Genomic DNA, 16502 nt, shown 5'->3' with positions numbered 1-16502 from the left:
CGCGTAAAAACCTACCCGAATACAGAAAATGCCGCGGACCGATGCAAAGAAGCATCAGGTCCGCGGCATTATATGTAGCTATTCAGTCCGCTCAACCCTTAGGAAGCGACCTTCAGGTTCGCCTCCTGCACGGGCGACTGCTCCGGTAGAGACTCCTCGGAGTCCAGACGAACAGGGTTGCCTGCGGCGTCAAAACGTGCGCCCAGGCCCATCTGAATAAAACGGATAGTATTCAGAATCTGACGTTCGCGAGTCTCCTCATCCGGTGCGTCCTCCGCACGACCCGCACTTGAGGAGAGGGAACCGTGCACGAGCATCGCCAATTCGCGAATGTCGTTCTTCGGAATGTAGTTCTCAGCAATGGCGGCAGAAAGAATATGCGCCAACACCATCTGCAGCTCGTGCACGTGCTTGCCGAGCTTCGCGTAGGACTCGGGGGAAAGCATGGAGCGCATCGCCGGGCCCGGAGGTAGGTGGCGGCGCGCCAAATCGTTGATCTGTAGGCGAATGTAGACCGCGAGCTGGTCAATCGGGTTCTCGATGCCCTCCAGGCCGACGCGCAGTTCGTTGAGGAAGCGTTCGGTCTCGTCCAGGGCGTAGGCGACCAACAGTTCGCCCATGTCGGCGAAGTAGTTGTAGACCGCGGTGCGGCCGATGCCGGCGTTCTTGGCGACGTCGGTCATGGTCAGGCCGGGCAGGCCGCGGGTGTAGAGGATTTCGCCGAAGGAGTTGAGAATGGCACGCTTGGTGTTCTCGCGCTGGGCGGCGTTGGTTGCTGCAGAAATACGGGGCATAGTGACACTCTACCCCAGATTGTCAGCAAATGACGAATTTATCGAATGTGTCACCAAGAAATTTGCCCAATTCATGCGAATTTTCACGTTTGTGACGAAATAACCGGCCCTACAGGAACCCCAAACGAGTCGCCGCCGCCAAATCAGCACCCACCAACGACGCAATCGGATACCCCGTATGACCGCGCCCCGGAGTCACCTGCAACAAAGTCCGTGCCCCCAAACCCTCGTAGAAAGCGCTACCCTCCTGCACCGCAATACGCGCCGACCAGCTACCCTCCGCGCTGGTCGCCATACGCCGACGACCCGACGGCGAACGCCCATCCAACACACCCACATGCCAACTCATCAACAGATGCTCATGCGAGGAAGGATTCAACGCCGCCCGTTCACGTACCCGTTCCGGCACACCGTCGGCACCGCCGCCACCGATGAAGGTCGCGCCGCCTCCGCGAATCCACGCAATATCGTGTGACAGCAGCTCGTAGCTGAGGAACTCCGCGCCCCCCGAATAGCCTGCACACCAGACGCGGCTCATATCCACCCCGTACGCCAGGGCAATCTCCTCAATCAGGGCACGAACCATCCTGCCGTTTGAGCGGGCACGAACCCACCAGTTATACGTCAGCGGAGGCGCATAGGAGCCGGCATCCGTCAGGCGAGGCTCCCGCAGGCTACCCGGCGACAGCACCGGCACCGACAGCATATTGAACTCAGCTGCCACCTGCGCCAACTCGGCACGCAGGGGAGAAGTACGGCGCAACAGGCGACTGCCGGCACGCGAAAGATGATCACCATCAAAATAGAACAGCACACCGGGCGCAGACTCAGACTCCGACAGAAGATGCAGATTATCGACCCGATAGTAGATATTGCGACCCCGATGCGTAAACGACCCGTAACCGAGCAGCTCAGAGGACGCCAAAAGCATCGGCTCCAGCAGGGAAAGACCGGTACGCACAACCTGCGCTGTATAGGTAAACAGCGGATGCAGACGCGGAATATGCGCGCTCAGCCGCCGCTGGTTACGGTACCGCCGCCTCCGCGCTCGCCGTAGAGAGCCACGAACCGAGCGGCGCACCGAGCGCTGCACCGAGGCGCGTAAAGCACGCCCCGCCTCCAGCGGGAACTCCACCTGCCCGGTATGGTGAGCGCCGGTACGGTAAACTCCGCTGCGGTGAACTCTGCGGCTCAGACTCTTCATACCTCCATTGTAGGTGCGGGGGTTCTGCAAGCGCCGGGGCCTGTCCACACTCTTGAACGGAGCCCATAAACCTGCCGCCGGTACGGCGTATAGGTACTATTAGATAGGCTCGGGTGGCAGACGAGCCGGTGAGCCCTGCCCTGCATTGCAGGCTCACCACCACGCGTGAGGGCTCGTACCCTACGTGAAGAAACACATCGCATGAAGAAAGACTTGGGGAAAGTAATGGCTAAACCCGTTAGCGAATCTAAAGCTCAGACGAGCACCGTCAAGGTGCCCTGGGCCGGTCGCCGCGGCTACTTTGATCTGCTGCTGGGCGCATCCTGCGTCATCCTGATCATTTCGAATATTGGTGCAACCAAGGGTGTGGAGTTCGGTCCGCTACCCTTCGAGTTGCCCCTGATTGGCTCGACCATTGTCACCGACGGTGGTTTCTTCCTCTTCCCGCTCGCCTACGTGATTGGCGACCTTCTTTCTGAGGTGTACGGCTTCAAGCGTGCCCGCCGCGCCATTGTGGCGTCCTTCGGCTCGGCTGCTTTTGCGGCCCTGTGCTTCCTGCTGATTGTGCACCTGCCCGCTGCGAGCTTCTACACCGGCCAGGAGGCATTCGCGCAGGTTCTCGGCCCGGTCTGGCAGATTTTTGTGGGCTCCCTGCTCGGTTACCTCTTCGGTCAGACCCTGAACGCCTGGGTCATGGTCGCGATGAAGAAGGCAAGCAAGGGCCGTTTCCTGTGGCTGCGCATGATTGTCTCCACCCTGGTCGGTGAGCTGCTCGATACCCTGATCTTCTGCTCCATTGCGGCACCGGTGCTCGGCATCGACACCGTGGAAGCATTCATCAACTACGTACTGATCGGCTATATCTACAAGTGCCTGGTCGAGGTGCTCCTCATGCCGATCAGCTACCCGATTATTGGTTGGTTCAAGCGTCACGAACTCGAGTACGTGGCGTAAGCTAACCTCCTTACAGCTGATGTGCACAGCCGCCCGGCCTAACGCCTGGGCGGCGTTGCCATTTCAGCTTTGTTCAATACACAGCATGTCTAAGAAAGAGATACGTTATGTCTAAACTGCAGGGGAACACCCCCGAGCAGTCGAAGAACGACTCGTTGAATCGTTCCCTCTCCCACGGCCAGTTGACCATGATTGCGATGGGCTTGGCGCTGGGTACGGGCCTGTTCCTGGGCTCCTCCTCCGCCATTAAAATTGCGGGCCCCGGCGCAATCATCTCTTACGCTATTGGTGCGATGATTGCGGCAATCATTGCTGCGTGCGCGGGCGAAATGTCCGTGCGTCACCCCGTCCAGGGCGGTTTCGGCACCATTGCGAGCCGATACCTGAACCCCTTTAGCGGTTATCTGACTCGCTGGGCGTATTGGGCATGCACCGTGCCGCTGGCCGGCGCTGAGCTGGTGGCGGTTGGCCACTACATGGCGTACTGGTTCCCGGACGTTCCCCTGGCTGTGTTCGTTGCCCTCTTCGGCGCAATTATTCTGGTGCTGAACCTGGTGAGCGTGAAGTCCTTCGGCGCCCTGGAGTTCCTGCTCTCTTCGATTAAGGTTTCTGCCGTCATCGTGTTCATGGTGATTGGTGTATTGCTGGTGTTCGTGGGCCTGCCCGGCCATGCCGCGGCGGGTACCGCAAACCTCGTGAACGACGGCGGCTTCCTGCCCAACGGCCCGGCATCCATCTGGATTTCGATGGCTGTTGTCATGTTCTCCTTCGGCGGCGTGGAAATGATTTCCCTCTCCGCAGCGGAGGCGAAAGACCCGGCACGCTCGGTGGCAACCAGCGTGAAGGCAATGATCTGGCGTCTGTCCACCTTCTACGTGGTGTCCATGGCGATTATTCTGTGCCTGGTGCCCTGGCAGACCGCCGCGCAGAACTCGGAACTGACCGAGTCGCCTTTCGTGCTCGTCTTCTCTGAACTGGGTATCCCCTTCGCGGCGGACATCATGAACTTCGTGGTGCTCGTTGCTGCGCTCTCCGGCGCTAACGCCTCCCTGTACGCGGCAACCCGCCTGCTGCACGCCCTGGGCTCTGACCGCATGGCTCCCGCAGTGGCTGCACGCACCTCCTCGCGCGGCGTGCCGGTCGTGGCTCTGCTCATCTCCTTCACCGGCGTTGTCGTGGCGACCGTAATGGCTGTTGCCAAGATTGGCGACATCTTTGCACTGCTCATGGCGTTGGTGACCCTGTGCATCCTGATTGTGTGGGTCATGATTCTGCTGACCTACCAGGCGTACAAGAAGGACCAGAAGAACGCCTCCTCCTTCACCGTGCTGGGTGGCCGCGTCACCGCAGGCCTGGCTCTGGCGGGTGTTCTGGCGACCCTGGCGGCAATGTTCATGCTGCCCGGCTCGGGTGTGCAGGAATCCATCATGGTCGGCATCGTCTTCTTCGTGCTGATTTCTATTGGCTACGCCGTCTCCTCGAAGGTTCAGGGCGGCTATGAGCGCCCCGACCTGGACGCTATGCACGCCGACGAGAACACCAGCGCGGCACAGCACTAAATAGCGTGAAAGCCTCGCGAGGCTAAAACATAAAAGGCACCGGATGGGGGAGCACCCCCGTTCGGTGCCTTTTCGCTTATGCGCTCTAGACGGCGCCGTTCTGAGCGATGTGAGTGTGCCCGTAGAATAGTTAACTATTCGTACCCGTCAACGAGGCTAGAAGCCGCAGAAGCCGGGTGCGAGCACACATTGCACATCACGCCCCTAAGGCGTACTGACGGAAGGCACCTTCGTGTCCCACAACGACGATACCCGCAGCCAGGCTGTAGCGGGGACCGCCGGATCGCGCACCCTGAAGCGTTCTCTGTCCCACGGACAGATGACCATGATCGTGATGGGTTCCGCGCTCGGTACGGGCCTCTTCTTGGGTTCGGGCACCGCCATTGCGATGGCTGGTCCCGCGGTCATTCTCACCTACGCTATTGGTTCTGCGCTCGCTTCGGTGATTGGTGCGGCAACCGGTGAAATGGCGGTTCGCTACCCTGTCCGTGGCGGTTTCGGTACTATTGCTACCCGCTACCTGGGCCCCTTCGCGGGCTTTTTGACTCGCATCGCCTACTGGACGGCGACTGTTCTGATTGCCGGTGTTGAGCTGGTGTCGGTGGCGACCTACCTGAATTATTGGTGGCCGCTGCTGCCCCTGTGGGCTGGTATTGCCGTGTTTGGTGTGGCGCTGATTGTGCTGAACCTGACCAGCGTGAAGTCTTTCGGCATGCTGGAGTTCTTCCTGTCTTCGATTAAGGTCATTTCGATTGTTGCCTTCCTGCTGGTGGGTCTGTGCCTGATTTTCTTCGGCCTGCCCGGTCACGCCGCGGTGGGTACCGCAAACCTCTTTAACGACGGTGGTTTCATGCCCAACGGCCCGCAGTCGGTGTGGCTGTCGTTGGCTGTTGTGATGTTTTCCTTCGGCGGTATTGAGATGATCTCGATCTCCGCCGCGGAGGCGAAGGACCCCTCCCGTTCGGTGCGTTCCTCGGCTAAGGCGATGATGATTCGCCTGGCGACCTTCTACGTGCTGGCGGTTCTGATTGTTGTGGCTGTTATTCCGTGGCGTTCGGCCTCTGGTCTGGGCGATGCGGTGGACGCTTCCCCGTTCGTTCTGGTCTTTGAACAGCTGGGTGTGCACGGCGTGGCACACTTCGTGAACTTTGTGGTGCTGATTGCGGCGCTGTCGAGTGCGAACGCGAACCTGTACGCGGGTGCGCGTCTGCTGCACTCCCTGGCGGCTGACGGCATGGCGCCTCGCCAGCTGGCTCAGGTGAACCGCGCTGGCGTTCCGGCTCGTGCGGTATGGCTGTCGACCAGCGGCATGGTAATCGCTATTCTGCTGGCGCTGTACAGCCCGAAGGAAGCGTTCCTCTCCATGATTTTCGTGATTATGGTGTGCGCGTTGACCGTGTGGGTTCTGATTCTGTTCGCCTACATCGTGTACAAGCGTGTTGAGCCGGCAACGGGCGGTTTCCGCCTGTGGGGTGGCCAGTTCACTGCCGCGGTCGGCGTTCTGCTGCTCTTCGCGGTGTGGGTTGCGCTCTTCATGGTGCGCGGTTCTATGGTTCCGGCGATTGTGGGCGTGGGCTACTTTGTGGTGCTGAGCCTGCTGTACTTTGCTCGTATTCGCCACACTCACGTGATTGACGAGCAGACCTTCGTGGAGGCTCAGCAGGCAACTGCCGAGTATGACGCCATGAAGTACGACGCTGATCATGCGTTGGAGACTGCGGCGAAGCTGGGCCGTTAAGGTTCTGTGGCTCCTCGGATTCTGTAGCTCCTCGGAGGGCTATGTTGGGGCCTGCAGAGACTCCAAACTCCAAGAAGGTAATAAACGAAAAATACGGAAAATTTCTGGGATTCCTCGTAATAAAACCGTAAAAATACCGTTGGTCCTCAGGGCGGGTCTATCATAGACAGTGAACCGTATGATCTTGTATGCGTTCAAATGTCTGTGTGTTGGATGAGGCTCGAAAGCATCGTAGCTTTCGAGCCTCATCGCTTTAATTTCTGAACATATTTTTAGAGCATTAATCCTAGATAATGTGTTCATTTGTTTTATGTTGCGAACCTGTGTGAATGGCCGACTCGTGGTGCGGGGCGAGTAGAGTTAAAACCATGCAAAACCACGAAAAGAACCGCGAAAACACCCCCGAACAGACCACCGTCTCTGAGGCCGGTACCACCGAACTGCTGGTGCACGTGCCCGCCCGCTGGGGTGATATGGACGCCTACGGGCACGTCAACAACGTTGCTATCCTCTCGGTCATGGAAGAAGCCCGTGTAGCGCTCTTCGGCCCACCGCCGTCCTCCGGGCAGAAGCCGACCGTGGCACCGCAGCCTCCGATTCCGCTGTTCGACCTGGTTGCCGAGGGCGTGCAGGCGCTCATTGCCGAGCACGGCATCCGCTACCTGGCTCAGCTGCCCTACACCGGCGAGCCCGTGCCGGTGCGCTTGAGCGTGGAGAAGGTCAGCGCCGCATCCGTGCGTATTGGCTACTCGATTCTCTCCCCGGTGGACCATCGTGAATGCGTGCGTGCCTTTACCGTGCTGGCGTTCTGGGACTCGGTTGCGGGGCGACTGACTCGACTGACCCCCGAGCAGCGTGATCTGCTGAGCTCCTACCTGCCGCAGAAGTAGGGGTAGATACCGGCGCTCCGCTGTAATAAACCGGTCTTGAACGGGGTCAAGCGTATGCTTTAAATACCTTCTGCAAAGGGTGCAAAAGGTTCATTCCCGGGAGAGATAACGATGTCGTTTCACCACACTCAGGCAGACCCCGCCGATTGGGGTCGCCGCACGATGCGCGCCACCGGATGCGCCGCCGCCCTGCTCCTCGCCCTGACCGGCTGCTTTGGCGGTTCTCAGAGCGAAAACTCTTCGTCGAGCCCCAGCCCCTCCAACACGGCTAACCACTCGCAATACCCGCTCCCTTCCTCCACCGCGTCCCCGTCACCGACGAAGAAGACCGAGCCGACCGTCACCGAGACCCAGGTGTCAGCCCCCGCAGAGAGCGCCGAGGCGAAGGCATCTGAATCCTCCGCACCCGCTGAAGCGAAGGCAACCTCTGCCGCGAACCCTACCGCCGCTGAGACTCCCCGCGCGCCCGAAAAGGTGGAGGTTGAACGCGCCTCCGCCGGCGAGCGCTGCGGACACATCGGACGCAAGGGCTACCTGAAGACCGGTGCGGAAATCATGGTGCTGCGCGGTACCGTGGACTGCGCCCACGCCCTGGACGTGCTGACCGAGTACATCACCACCCCGCGTGCCGACGACAACCTGACCGAGCACCAGGTTGCGAAGGTTCAGGACGCCACCTGCTACTGGAACCCGCAGTACGCGATGGCTGAGAACCGTCGCGAGGATCGCGGCGCCCCCGAGTGCACTATCGGTGAGGATGTCGCCTTTGTGGCTCGTCTGGAAAACCCGGACGCTCCCCCGATTCCCTTCCTCATGGAGCCCTCCTACTACGATTCCGGTGCCGGCTACTACCGTTTCAAGAGCGACGATGAGCGCACCCTCTGCGAGCTGAACCCCGCGGACGGAACCCTGGTGTGCGAGCGCCGCACCGGCGAGCAGACCGGTGACGGTAACGGTGCGGTCGGTCGTACTTTTGCCGGTCCGGTGGAGGTGACTCGCATGAACTTCCTGACCGGCGCCAGCGAGGTGAATACCGTGAATGAGTCCTCGGCTCTGCACGCGGAAACCAACACCGCAAACACGAAGATGATGCACACCTGGGATGTGGTGACTGTGCCCGCTGCTGACGGTAATCAGCTGACCTGCTTCGGCGAGATTGAGACTGGCTCGATTAGCTGCCATGACGGAAACGGGCACACTATTCTGGTGCGTGGCAGGCACGAAGGCTAAGCGCTCTAGAGGAGGGGTCACCCTGCAGGGTCCTAAGATGCCGTATAGCTAGCTCACAGGTAGCGTCTTTAGAATACTGTTGAGGAACCCGAACCAATGACGCAGAAAGGTCACCATGCATCCGGCACAGAAGCACTCTACCCAGACTTCTACCCAGGCTCGTTCTACGCTCCGCACCGCTCAGCGCTACAGCCCCGTAGCATTGGGTGCGACGCTCCTGCTGGCGCTGTCAGCATGCTCCGGAGGCGCCACTACCGCCGCCTCCCCGAGCGCCACCGCAACCCCCAGCCCGAGCGCTACGAGCGCGAAGGCAAGCGCCAGCCCCACCCGCACCGTAACGGTCACTGAAAGCACCCCGACTGCCGGTACTGTTCACACCTCCACCGCGGCTGCTACTGTGAGCCCCGGAACCATCACCACCGCAAGCCCCACGGCGACCGTGCAGGCGAGCGCGGCGGCGAGCGCCTCCGCATCGGCTAAGGCGAATACTTCGGCGAGCGCTGTGGCGAAGGCGTCGAGCACTGCGAGCCTGTCCAGCTCGGATGTTCAGTCTGCGGGCGGTAGCTGCGGCAGCATGGACGCTACCGGCTACCTGAAGCACAACGCTACGGTTCAGGTGACCTCCGGCGCGGTGGATTGCCTGTTTGCGCGTGAGCTGATCCGCCAGTTTGTGGTGCAGAACCCCGCCGAGGTGACCGATAAGGCGAATGGTGAGCGTACCGTCATGTCGGCGCGCTGCTACTGGAAGCCGGGTGACGGCGCGGATCGTGCGACCCCCGAGTGCGTGTCCCTGGATGGTGGCAGCACCGTCATTACCGTGAAGCTGACCAACTAGTTCACGGCTCACACTCCACAGGCACAGGTCTTAAACACAAGCGCCGCGTTGACGAGTCATTCGTCAACGCGGCGCTTGTGTGTTTCGAAGCTACCTCAGGCCGCTGGCGCGGCGGCGAGTGCTGCGCGGCGGGTTTTAGAGCTCTCCGCGTGCACGGGCGGCGAGCACGTCATCCAGGCGGGCGAAGGTCGAACGCCAGGTGGTGCGCACCTCCTCGTGGACCGAGGCGGGCATGGGACCAATCTCAATGACGATGCGGGTACCGGATCCCACGCCGTCGGCGGTAATCACGGTTTCGGGGAAGAAACGGTGACGCTGGTACACCAGCACGCTACCGGGGTTGCCCAGGTGGTCGGGCAGCTGCTCGGCGTATTCGAGCTCCTTGAACGGCTCAATGCTCAAAAAGCGGCTCTGCAGAATGCAGGACACCGAGGGGTCAACCTCGTTAATCATGGACAGGCGCTGCAGGCCGCCGACTACTGGCTCCACGACAACGTCGGTGGGGCGCACATGCCAGCCTGCGGGGCCGTACCAGCGGACCAGCAGTTCGGGGTCCAGATAGGCGCCGAAGACGTCCTCGACCGGGGCCGCGATCTCGTGGTCGAAGACGAGAAGCTCCTCATCGGGAACATGAGTGATGCTCATAGGGTTCTCCTTAAACGGGTTGAAGAGCGGGTTTAGGGCTTCTTGCCGGAGTAGTAGTTGCCGAGGAACTCATCACGGTACTCGAAGTAGGTGCCGTCCTTGATGGCTTCGCGAGCGTCGTCCACCATGCGCACGATGAAACGCTCATTGTGGATGGATGCGAGGGTCGCCGCCAGACGCTCGTCCGCCTTGAACAGGTGACGCAGGTAGGCGCGGGTGTAGTGGGTGCAGGTGTAGCAATCGCAGCCCTCGTAGATGGGCGAGAAGTCCGCCTTGAAGCGCGCGTTGGTGATGTTGTAGCGGCCGGTGGGGGAGTAGACGGCGGCGTTGCGTGCCACGCGGGTGGGGGAGACGCAATCGAAGGTGTCTACACCGTTTTCGATGCCGACGAAGATGTCGTCGGGTTCGGAGATGCCGAGCAGGTGGCGGGGCTTGGATTCGGGCAGCTCTTCGGCGCACCAGCGCACGATGGTGCCGAGGTTTTCCTTCTCAAGCGCACCGCCGATACCGAAGCCGTCGAAGGGCATGGAACCGAGGTCCTGGCATGCCTTGCGGCGCAGGTCCTCGTACTGTGCACCCTGAATGACGCCGAACAGTGCCTGGTAGGGCTTGCCCACGCGCTCAGCGGTCAGGCGCTGGTGCTCAGCGATGCAGCGCAGCGCCCACAGGCGGGTGCGTTCGAGCGCCTCCTCCTGGTAGCCGCGGGAGTTGTAGAGGGTGGTCAGCTCGTCGAAGGCGAACATGACGTCGGCACCGATCTGGTGCTGAACCTGCATGGACACCTCGGGGGTGAAGCGGTGGATCGAGCCGTCAATATGCGACTTGAAGTTCACGCCGTCGTCGTCAATGTGGGCGAGGCGTTCCTTGCCCTTTGCCACGTCGTCGTCACCGAGGGGGCGGCCGTCGGCGCCCTTAGCGTCCGCGACGGTACCCATGTCGATTACCTTCTTGAAGCCGGAGCCCAGGCTCATGACCTGGAAGCCGCCGGAGTCGGTAAAGGTCGGGCCGTCCCAGTTCATGAAGGCACCCAGGCCGCCTGCCGCGTCGAGGATTTCGGGGCCGGGCTGCAGATACAGGTGGTAGGCGTTGGAGAGCAGAGCCTGAGCGCCGAGCTCCTTCATGGATTCGGGCAGGACCGCCTTGACGGTTGCCTTGGTGCCCACGGGGGTGAAGGCGGGGGTCTGGATTTGTCCGTGCGGGGTGGTGATGACACCGGTGCGTCCGCGGAACTGTCCGCCGTTGGCTTCTACACGTTCAGCGCTGGGGGAGGCGGTGTCCGCCAGGCGGCTGGTGATGGTGAAGCCAAAGTCCTCGGTGGGGAAAGAGTTATCTAGAACGCTCATTCTTCTCTCGATTGTTTGCTTTCCGTCTGAATGTCTACACCCTAGCCTACCGGAAAACCCCGCCTCTCTTGCCGGAGGCGGGGTTTTCGCGGGTACTGTCAGGTTGGGGCACAGCCAGACTGGGGTATAGGCAGGGTAGCTGGGTTTAGCTAGCCCTAGTCGGCGAAGTTAGCCGGTGTAGTTAGCCGGCGAAGTCGCCGAGCATATCCACGGTCGGCACGAAGAAGAGGGTGCCGGTCACCGCGGTGCTGAAATCCAGCAGACGGTCGTAGTTGGCGCCATCCACTCCCATGAACATGTTCATGAGCATCTTCCGAACGGTCGAGAAGGTGCTGGCGTAGCAGATGAAGTAGGTGCCCAGCTCGTTGTTACCCACGGTGCCGAAGGGCATGTTGTCGCGAATAACCTTGAAGTCGTCACCGATATTGGCAAGAGCGGAGTGCGAGTTGGCGGGCTTCTCGTCCTCGCTCATCTCGATGTCGTCGTGCTTGGAGCGGCCAATAACCTTCTCCTGCTCGGAGACGGGCAGGGCGTTCCACGCGGTCATGTCGTGGATGTACTTCTGCACGAACTGGTAGCTGCCGCCCTTGTACGCGGGGTCATCGTCGCCGATGAGGCCGAAGTATTCGCGTGCCGCGGGGGTCTGCGGGTTCTCGGTGCCGTCCACAAAACCGATGATGGAGCGGCCGTCCCAGTAGCGGAAGCCGTGCACCTCCTCCAGCACCTCAGCAATATCGCGCAGAGCCGCAGTAATAGCGGACGCCATATCGTAGGCGACGGACGGCTGGGTCGCGCGGATGTGGAAGTGCAGATCGCCGGGAGTGGACACCGCGGTGTGTTTGGGGCCCTTAATCTCCTCAAACTCCACGAGCTCCTGCGGCAGAGGCTTGGGCAGATCCAGGGTCAGCCACGCGCTGTGGCTGATACCCAGCACAATATTGGCATTCTCGGGGGAGTAGCGGTTCGCGGCGGTGTGGTTGAGGTTAATGACGAGCCCGCAGAGGTTCTGGAACCCCTCAACGAGCGCATCCTGCGAGATGCCTTCCTTGAACTTCCAGACCATGAAAATGGTGTTAGCGTTCGGGCTGGCAGTGACCTGTTGTGATTCTGAAGCAAGCATAAAATCCACCGTACGCCCGTGTGCACACCCCTGCAATGAATCTAGCCCTAACCTTCTGCACTAGCCCTGATCTTCTGCATTGGCCCTAACCTTCAGCACTGGACGGAGAAGATGAGGGCTGGGGCAAAGAATAATAGGGTTTTAGAAGCCGTGCTTTAGAAACCATGGGCGGCGAGGTCACGGGCATGCGCCAGGCGTGCCGCCGTCTCGAAAATAGTCCACGCCTGCACCTGGGTGGACAGCTCCACCGGCGCACCGGGCTTCACAACCTTGCTCATCGGCTCGGTGAACCGCGGGGAGAACTGCACGAGCGCCTTACCGCGAATCTCATTCGGGTCAATGCCGTACTCGTTCATCGGCAGGTTGGGGTCGAACTCGCGGCGGCCCTCCCACAGGGCGCGTGCGGTCGAGTACACCAGGGTCGAGGCGAGTGCTCGCGCCTCATCGCTGAGCAGCGGTGAGGATGCCGCCATGCCCAGGTAGCGCACGAGAATGCCGGTGAACAGGCCGCCGTCGCCGTTGCCGTGCGAGATGAGGATGCGGCGGCGCGCACCGGAGAGGAATTCCACCTCTTCGGTCATGTGCTTGACGATGCCGACGATGAGGCGCTCGGCGCGTTCTGCGGGGTCCACCTCGCAGGGCACACCGGATGCGGCGAGGCTCAGTAGGGCGCCCAGGGCGGTTCCCTGGTTGTAGGTGAATTCGCTGCGTTCGTATTCGTACTCGTCGCCGCGCACGTTCACGCCGTCAATATAGAGCGAACGTTCTGCATCCCAGAGGGTTTCGTTCATCCAGTCCATGAGCGCGGCGGCAGTTTTCGGGTCGCCCGCACGCACATAGGCCAGAGCGGTCGGCGCGGTTGCCGCAGCATTCACAAAATCACGCTTGGACTTGCGCCAACTCATGCCACCCACCGGGGAAATACCCTTTGCCAGCTGCTCGAAGAGAGCCGCGCCAGCATCCTGAGCGGCAACGTCATTAGCGCCGGTCAGCTCAATACAGAAGGAGTTCATGCGGCCCACCGCGAGGGTCAGCCACGCCATATCGTCAAAATAATCGTTCGCGAAGCGGCCGTAATTACGCACGTTAATGCCGCGCAACAGCGCGCGGGCGCGGTGCAGCTCTTCCTGGGCGGCAGTAATATCGCCCTCGCGCAGGTGACGCTGACCGGCATCAATCATGCAGTCCAGCAGGTGCGCCTGCCACCAGTAATGCCAAACGTTCAGGCGCTGGCTCAGCGGGCGCGGATCCGGCACCTGTACCGAACCGATGAGGGCGCCGGGCACGCCGAGGATGCGGTGCACGAAGGTGTCGGTGACGCTGACGGCTGCGGCAGCGGCGTGCGAGGAGGTGCGCTGGGCGTACTCGCTAATCGACTCCAGAGACTGCTCGTTGTGGGAAGACGGCTGGGAATTCATGGACCCTCTGTAGTTGCGGTGAAGTATTACGTCTGAAATTATCCCACTTTTTGCCCTCTGAGCGCCCGGATGCTGTGGGCGGGCTCTCGGGTGTGATCCCTTTTTGAGAGCCCGCCGAGAAGATGCACCGCAGGGAACGGGGTGAACGCCACTCAAAAACCGGTTAGGCGGCGGCAGTCAGCGAACGCCCGCTGTACAGGTCCACCCGCTCGCCGGTGATGGGGTGCTCAAAGTGCAGGCTGTACGCCAGCAGCTGCAGCGGGTACTCGGGGCGGTCTGGGGCGTCGGGTAGCACCCGCGGGTAGAGAACATCGCCCAGAATGGGGGAACCCAAAAGGTTCAGGTGCGCCCGCAATTGGTGGGTCTTGCCGGTGTGGGGTGCCAAATCATAGAGCGCCCATTCTTGTTTTTTGTTCAGCGTAGGCTCGGCTCCCCACCCCTCAACCGCCTGCGCACTCGGAGTGAAAGTTCGCAGAATCTTCACGGTCGTCAGCGTATTCGGCTCCACACCCTGCGCCGCACATTCTTGCTCAGATAGTTGCTGAACCTGCAGCTGATCACGAATCTTCTGAATATGCGAACGCACCTGCAGCCCCTCAGCGCTCAACGCCTGCTCGGTGGCGGCAGGGTCGGCGGGAACCGGTGCCACGGCGCGGTAGGTCTTCGACACCTGACGATGCTGAAACATCATTTGGAAGGGGCGGCGCGCCTCCACAGTCTTAGCAAAGAGCAGCACGCCCGCGGTCGGGCGATCCAGGCGGTGAATCGGAATCAGCAGCGGGTTCTGCTCACGCACCCGCAGCTTGGTCAGCGCGGTCTGCGCAATATAGGAGCCGCGCGGTGTGGTCGGCAGAAAATGCGGCTTATCAATCGCCAGCACGTGCTCATCCTCGTAGAGCACCGGCATATCGGAGGGTAGCTGCGGCTCATCGGCAAGCTCACGGAAGTACCAGATGCGCTCGCCCGGCATATACGGGCTATCGCTGGTCAGAATCGTGCCGTCGTCCAGGCGCACCTCGCCGGTGTTGAAGCGGGCGTGAATAATCTGCGGGTCGTTCGGGTAGAAACGCGCAATCAGGTAGTCCGCAATGGTTGCCGGGACGGTGTTGTTCGGGGTGAGCTCGGCGGGGAGCTCCTCCACAAGCGGCAGGATCAGCTGAATCGGGTCGATACCGTTCTTCTGAGCCAGCGGAGGGGTCAGTAGGCGGCGATGCGTGCGGCGTGCCGGCTTCGCCTGATAGGCGGCGCCGGACTGCATTCCCTGCTGCGTATCGGGCTGAGAGTTGGGCAGTGAGCTGGACTGAGAGTTGGGCAGTGAGCTGGAATGCGGGCGTGCGGTGTTCTGTGCGGGCATGGCTCTACTCTACCGCCTGAACCCTATCACCTGAGCGGGGCGGGGACCGAGGTAAGCTGAGCCGGACTGCCTACCGATGAGGTGGTCAGAAATATTGCCGCGGGGTTGGGTTTCGGGCTGCGGAATGCAGTTTTGTCTGACACTCATGAATGTTTGTGTGAATACGTGGAACAAAAAACGAAAACTTCACAAATTTTTGAAATTATTGGACATTTAATTTAAAAAAACTGCATTGATTTTACAAAAAACAGCGTTTAAGTGCGGTATTTTCGAAAATTCTGTCAAATCAGAAACTAATAACCCTCAATTTAGCCCCTGTGGTTTTTCTAAGTATAAAAGATGTGAAGCAAATAAATACCTGCTAACCTGGGCATCCTACGTCATAAACGCCTTAATAAAGGCTGAAAGTAGCCTTAAAGCGGTACGATTAAGACACAGAAGTTCGATATTTCGAACGAAGGGGTCGAAATGGGACAGAAACAGCGCAAGGGTGCAGAGAGTAAAGGAACACCCCCAATTACGGCGGTGCAATCAGACAATTCCAAAGCACCGGAAAATGCGATAGGAGAGGTTATGGAACATTCACAAAAGAATGCGGAGCCTCGTACCGGTGCCCTGCGCATGGAACCGCACGAACGCGAAGAGCAAATTCTGAAAATTGCTGCAGAACATTTCGCTCGACGCGGCGTACTCGGCGCCTCCATGAGCGCTATCGCCCGCGATGCAGGCATTACCCGCGCCCTGCTCTACCACTACTTCCCCGGCAAGGACTCCCTGGCGGCAGCCGTCACCCGACGCGAAGCCAACGCAGTCCTCGAAGCGCTCGGCGAGCACCACGAAAACCCCGAGGAAGCACTCCGCAGGGCGTTGCGCACCTACTTCCTCGTCGTAGCCGGTGTCCCCACCCCCGGTGGGGAGGACTTCCCGAACAATCCCACCGACTACCTCGAATGGATGCTTGAACGCACCGGCATGCCGATTAATGATCGCACCCGCGTCATCCTCGGAGGCTGGTTGCAGCTCGTCGACTACTTCGCCCTGCACGTCGTGCAGCTCAACCCCCGCGATCAGCGCACCGTTCGCTCCCGCGGGCTCGGGCTCGAAGAAGCTATCGACCTGTGCCTGGGTGCCGTGGACACCCTCACCGGCGGCTACTAACCGCCCCAACAGGTCAACGTAGGACTTCCCGCTCCGATGTTTGGTTATGTGCTCCACGGCAAAGGCGACGTGGACATCCGGGCGGTTATTCCTCCGTCGCGCCGCTTGCGACGTGGCGGACTCCGGGAACACCACCCGGTTCGTGAGTAGGGAAACATAATGCCCCGTACCCCCTTCCGTGAGGGTGCGGGGCATTATGATGCTCAGGTTGAGGTTGAGGAAATGATTTAACCTGAGGCTAAGCTTGATGATCTGCTTGC

The 16502-nt window shown here is 60.6% G+C and carries 14 protein-coding genes; 7 read left to right on the top strand and 7 right to left on the bottom strand.

The window, feature by feature from the left end; all coding sequences use genetic code 11:
• Positions 1-98: 98 nt before the first annotated feature.
• Complete coding sequence (locus tag ACP3RB_RS07125; protein WP_060823953.1) at positions 99-794, bottom strand: TetR/AcrR family transcriptional regulator; 696 nt, start codon at positions 792-794, stop codon at positions 99-101.
• A 109-nt stretch (positions 795-903) separates the two neighbouring features.
• Complete coding sequence (locus tag ACP3RB_RS07120) at positions 904-1998, bottom strand: hypothetical protein (RefSeq protein WP_426698901.1); 1095 nt, start codon at positions 1996-1998, stop codon at positions 904-906.
• 225 nt (positions 1999-2223) lie between these two features.
• On the opposite strand from ACP3RB_RS07120, the gene ACP3RB_RS07115 reads away from it, so the two are divergent.
• The 6 genes from ACP3RB_RS07115 to ACP3RB_RS07090 all read left to right on the top strand — a co-directional run bounded on the left by ACP3RB_RS07115 (position 2224) and on the right by ACP3RB_RS07090 (position 9204).
• Positions 2224-2952, top strand: coding sequence for a queuosine precursor transporter (locus tag ACP3RB_RS07115; RefSeq protein ID WP_060823951.1), 729 nt, complete (start codon positions 2224-2226; stop codon positions 2950-2952).
• Between the two features lie 107 nt (positions 2953-3059).
• Entirely contained in the window at positions 3060-4511 is a 1452-nt protein-coding gene (locus tag ACP3RB_RS07110; RefSeq protein ID WP_426698900.1) for an amino acid permease, read from the top strand.
• A 232-nt stretch (positions 4512-4743) separates the two neighbouring features.
• Positions 4744-6249 (top strand): amino acid permease, encoded by a 1506-nt coding sequence (locus ACP3RB_RS07105; RefSeq protein ID WP_426698899.1) that lies wholly within the window; start codon positions 4744-4746, stop codon positions 6247-6249.
• Between the two features lie 368 nt (positions 6250-6617).
• Positions 6618-7139 (top strand): acyl-CoA thioesterase, encoded by a 522-nt coding sequence (locus tag ACP3RB_RS07100; RefSeq protein WP_426698898.1) that lies wholly within the window; start codon positions 6618-6620, stop codon positions 7137-7139.
• A 111-nt stretch (positions 7140-7250) separates the two neighbouring features.
• A complete protein-coding gene (locus ACP3RB_RS07095; RefSeq protein ID WP_426698897.1) occupies positions 7251-8369 on the top strand; it encodes a phosphoglycerol transferase in 1119 nt (372 codons plus the stop codon).
• Between the two features lie 115 nt (positions 8370-8484).
• A complete protein-coding gene (locus ACP3RB_RS07090) occupies positions 8485-9204 on the top strand; it encodes a hypothetical protein (protein ID WP_426698896.1) in 720 nt (239 codons plus the stop codon).
• 135 nt (positions 9205-9339) lie between these two features.
• Here the strand turns inward: ACP3RB_RS07090 and ACP3RB_RS07085 are convergent, their stop codons facing one another.
• The 5 genes from ACP3RB_RS07085 to ACP3RB_RS07065 all read right to left on the bottom strand — a co-directional run bounded on the left by ACP3RB_RS07085 (position 9340) and on the right by ACP3RB_RS07065 (position 15084).
• The gene (locus tag ACP3RB_RS07085) at positions 9340-9849 is read right to left on the bottom strand and encodes an SRPBCC family protein (RefSeq protein WP_303980409.1); all 510 of its coding nucleotides are present in this window, start codon (positions 9847-9849) and stop codon (positions 9340-9342) included.
• 32 nt (positions 9850-9881) lie between these two features.
• Positions 9882-11192, bottom strand: coding sequence for a tRNA guanosine(34) transglycosylase Tgt (gene tgt / locus ACP3RB_RS07080; protein ID WP_044150805.1), 1311 nt, complete (start codon positions 11190-11192; stop codon positions 9882-9884).
• Positions 11193-11373: 181 nt separating this feature from the next.
• A complete protein-coding gene (locus ACP3RB_RS07075; RefSeq protein WP_426698895.1) occupies positions 11374-12312 on the bottom strand; it encodes a Dyp-type peroxidase in 939 nt (312 codons plus the stop codon).
• Between the two features lie 155 nt (positions 12313-12467).
• A complete protein-coding gene (locus ACP3RB_RS07070) occupies positions 12468-13730 on the bottom strand; it encodes a glycoside hydrolase family 76 protein (protein WP_426698894.1) in 1263 nt (420 codons plus the stop codon).
• A gap of 163 nt (positions 13731-13893) precedes the next feature.
• A complete protein-coding gene (locus tag ACP3RB_RS07065) occupies positions 13894-15084 on the bottom strand; it encodes a pseudouridine synthase (RefSeq protein ID WP_426698893.1) in 1191 nt (396 codons plus the stop codon).
• A 573-nt stretch (positions 15085-15657) separates the two neighbouring features.
• On the opposite strand from ACP3RB_RS07065, the gene ACP3RB_RS07060 reads away from it, so the two are divergent.
• The gene (locus ACP3RB_RS07060; RefSeq protein ID WP_294641222.1) at positions 15658-16242 is read left to right on the top strand and encodes a TetR/AcrR family transcriptional regulator; all 585 of its coding nucleotides are present in this window, start codon (positions 15658-15660) and stop codon (positions 16240-16242) included.
• Positions 16243-16502 lie beyond the last annotated feature (260 nt).

It is taken from the genome of Rothia mucilaginosa (assembly GCF_049990865.1).
GTDB lineage: Bacteria > Actinomycetota > Actinomycetes > Actinomycetales > Micrococcaceae > Rothia > Rothia mucilaginosa_I.
Note: the sequence above shows the minus strand (reverse complement) of the source record. Positions and strands in the feature narration are given on the sequence as shown.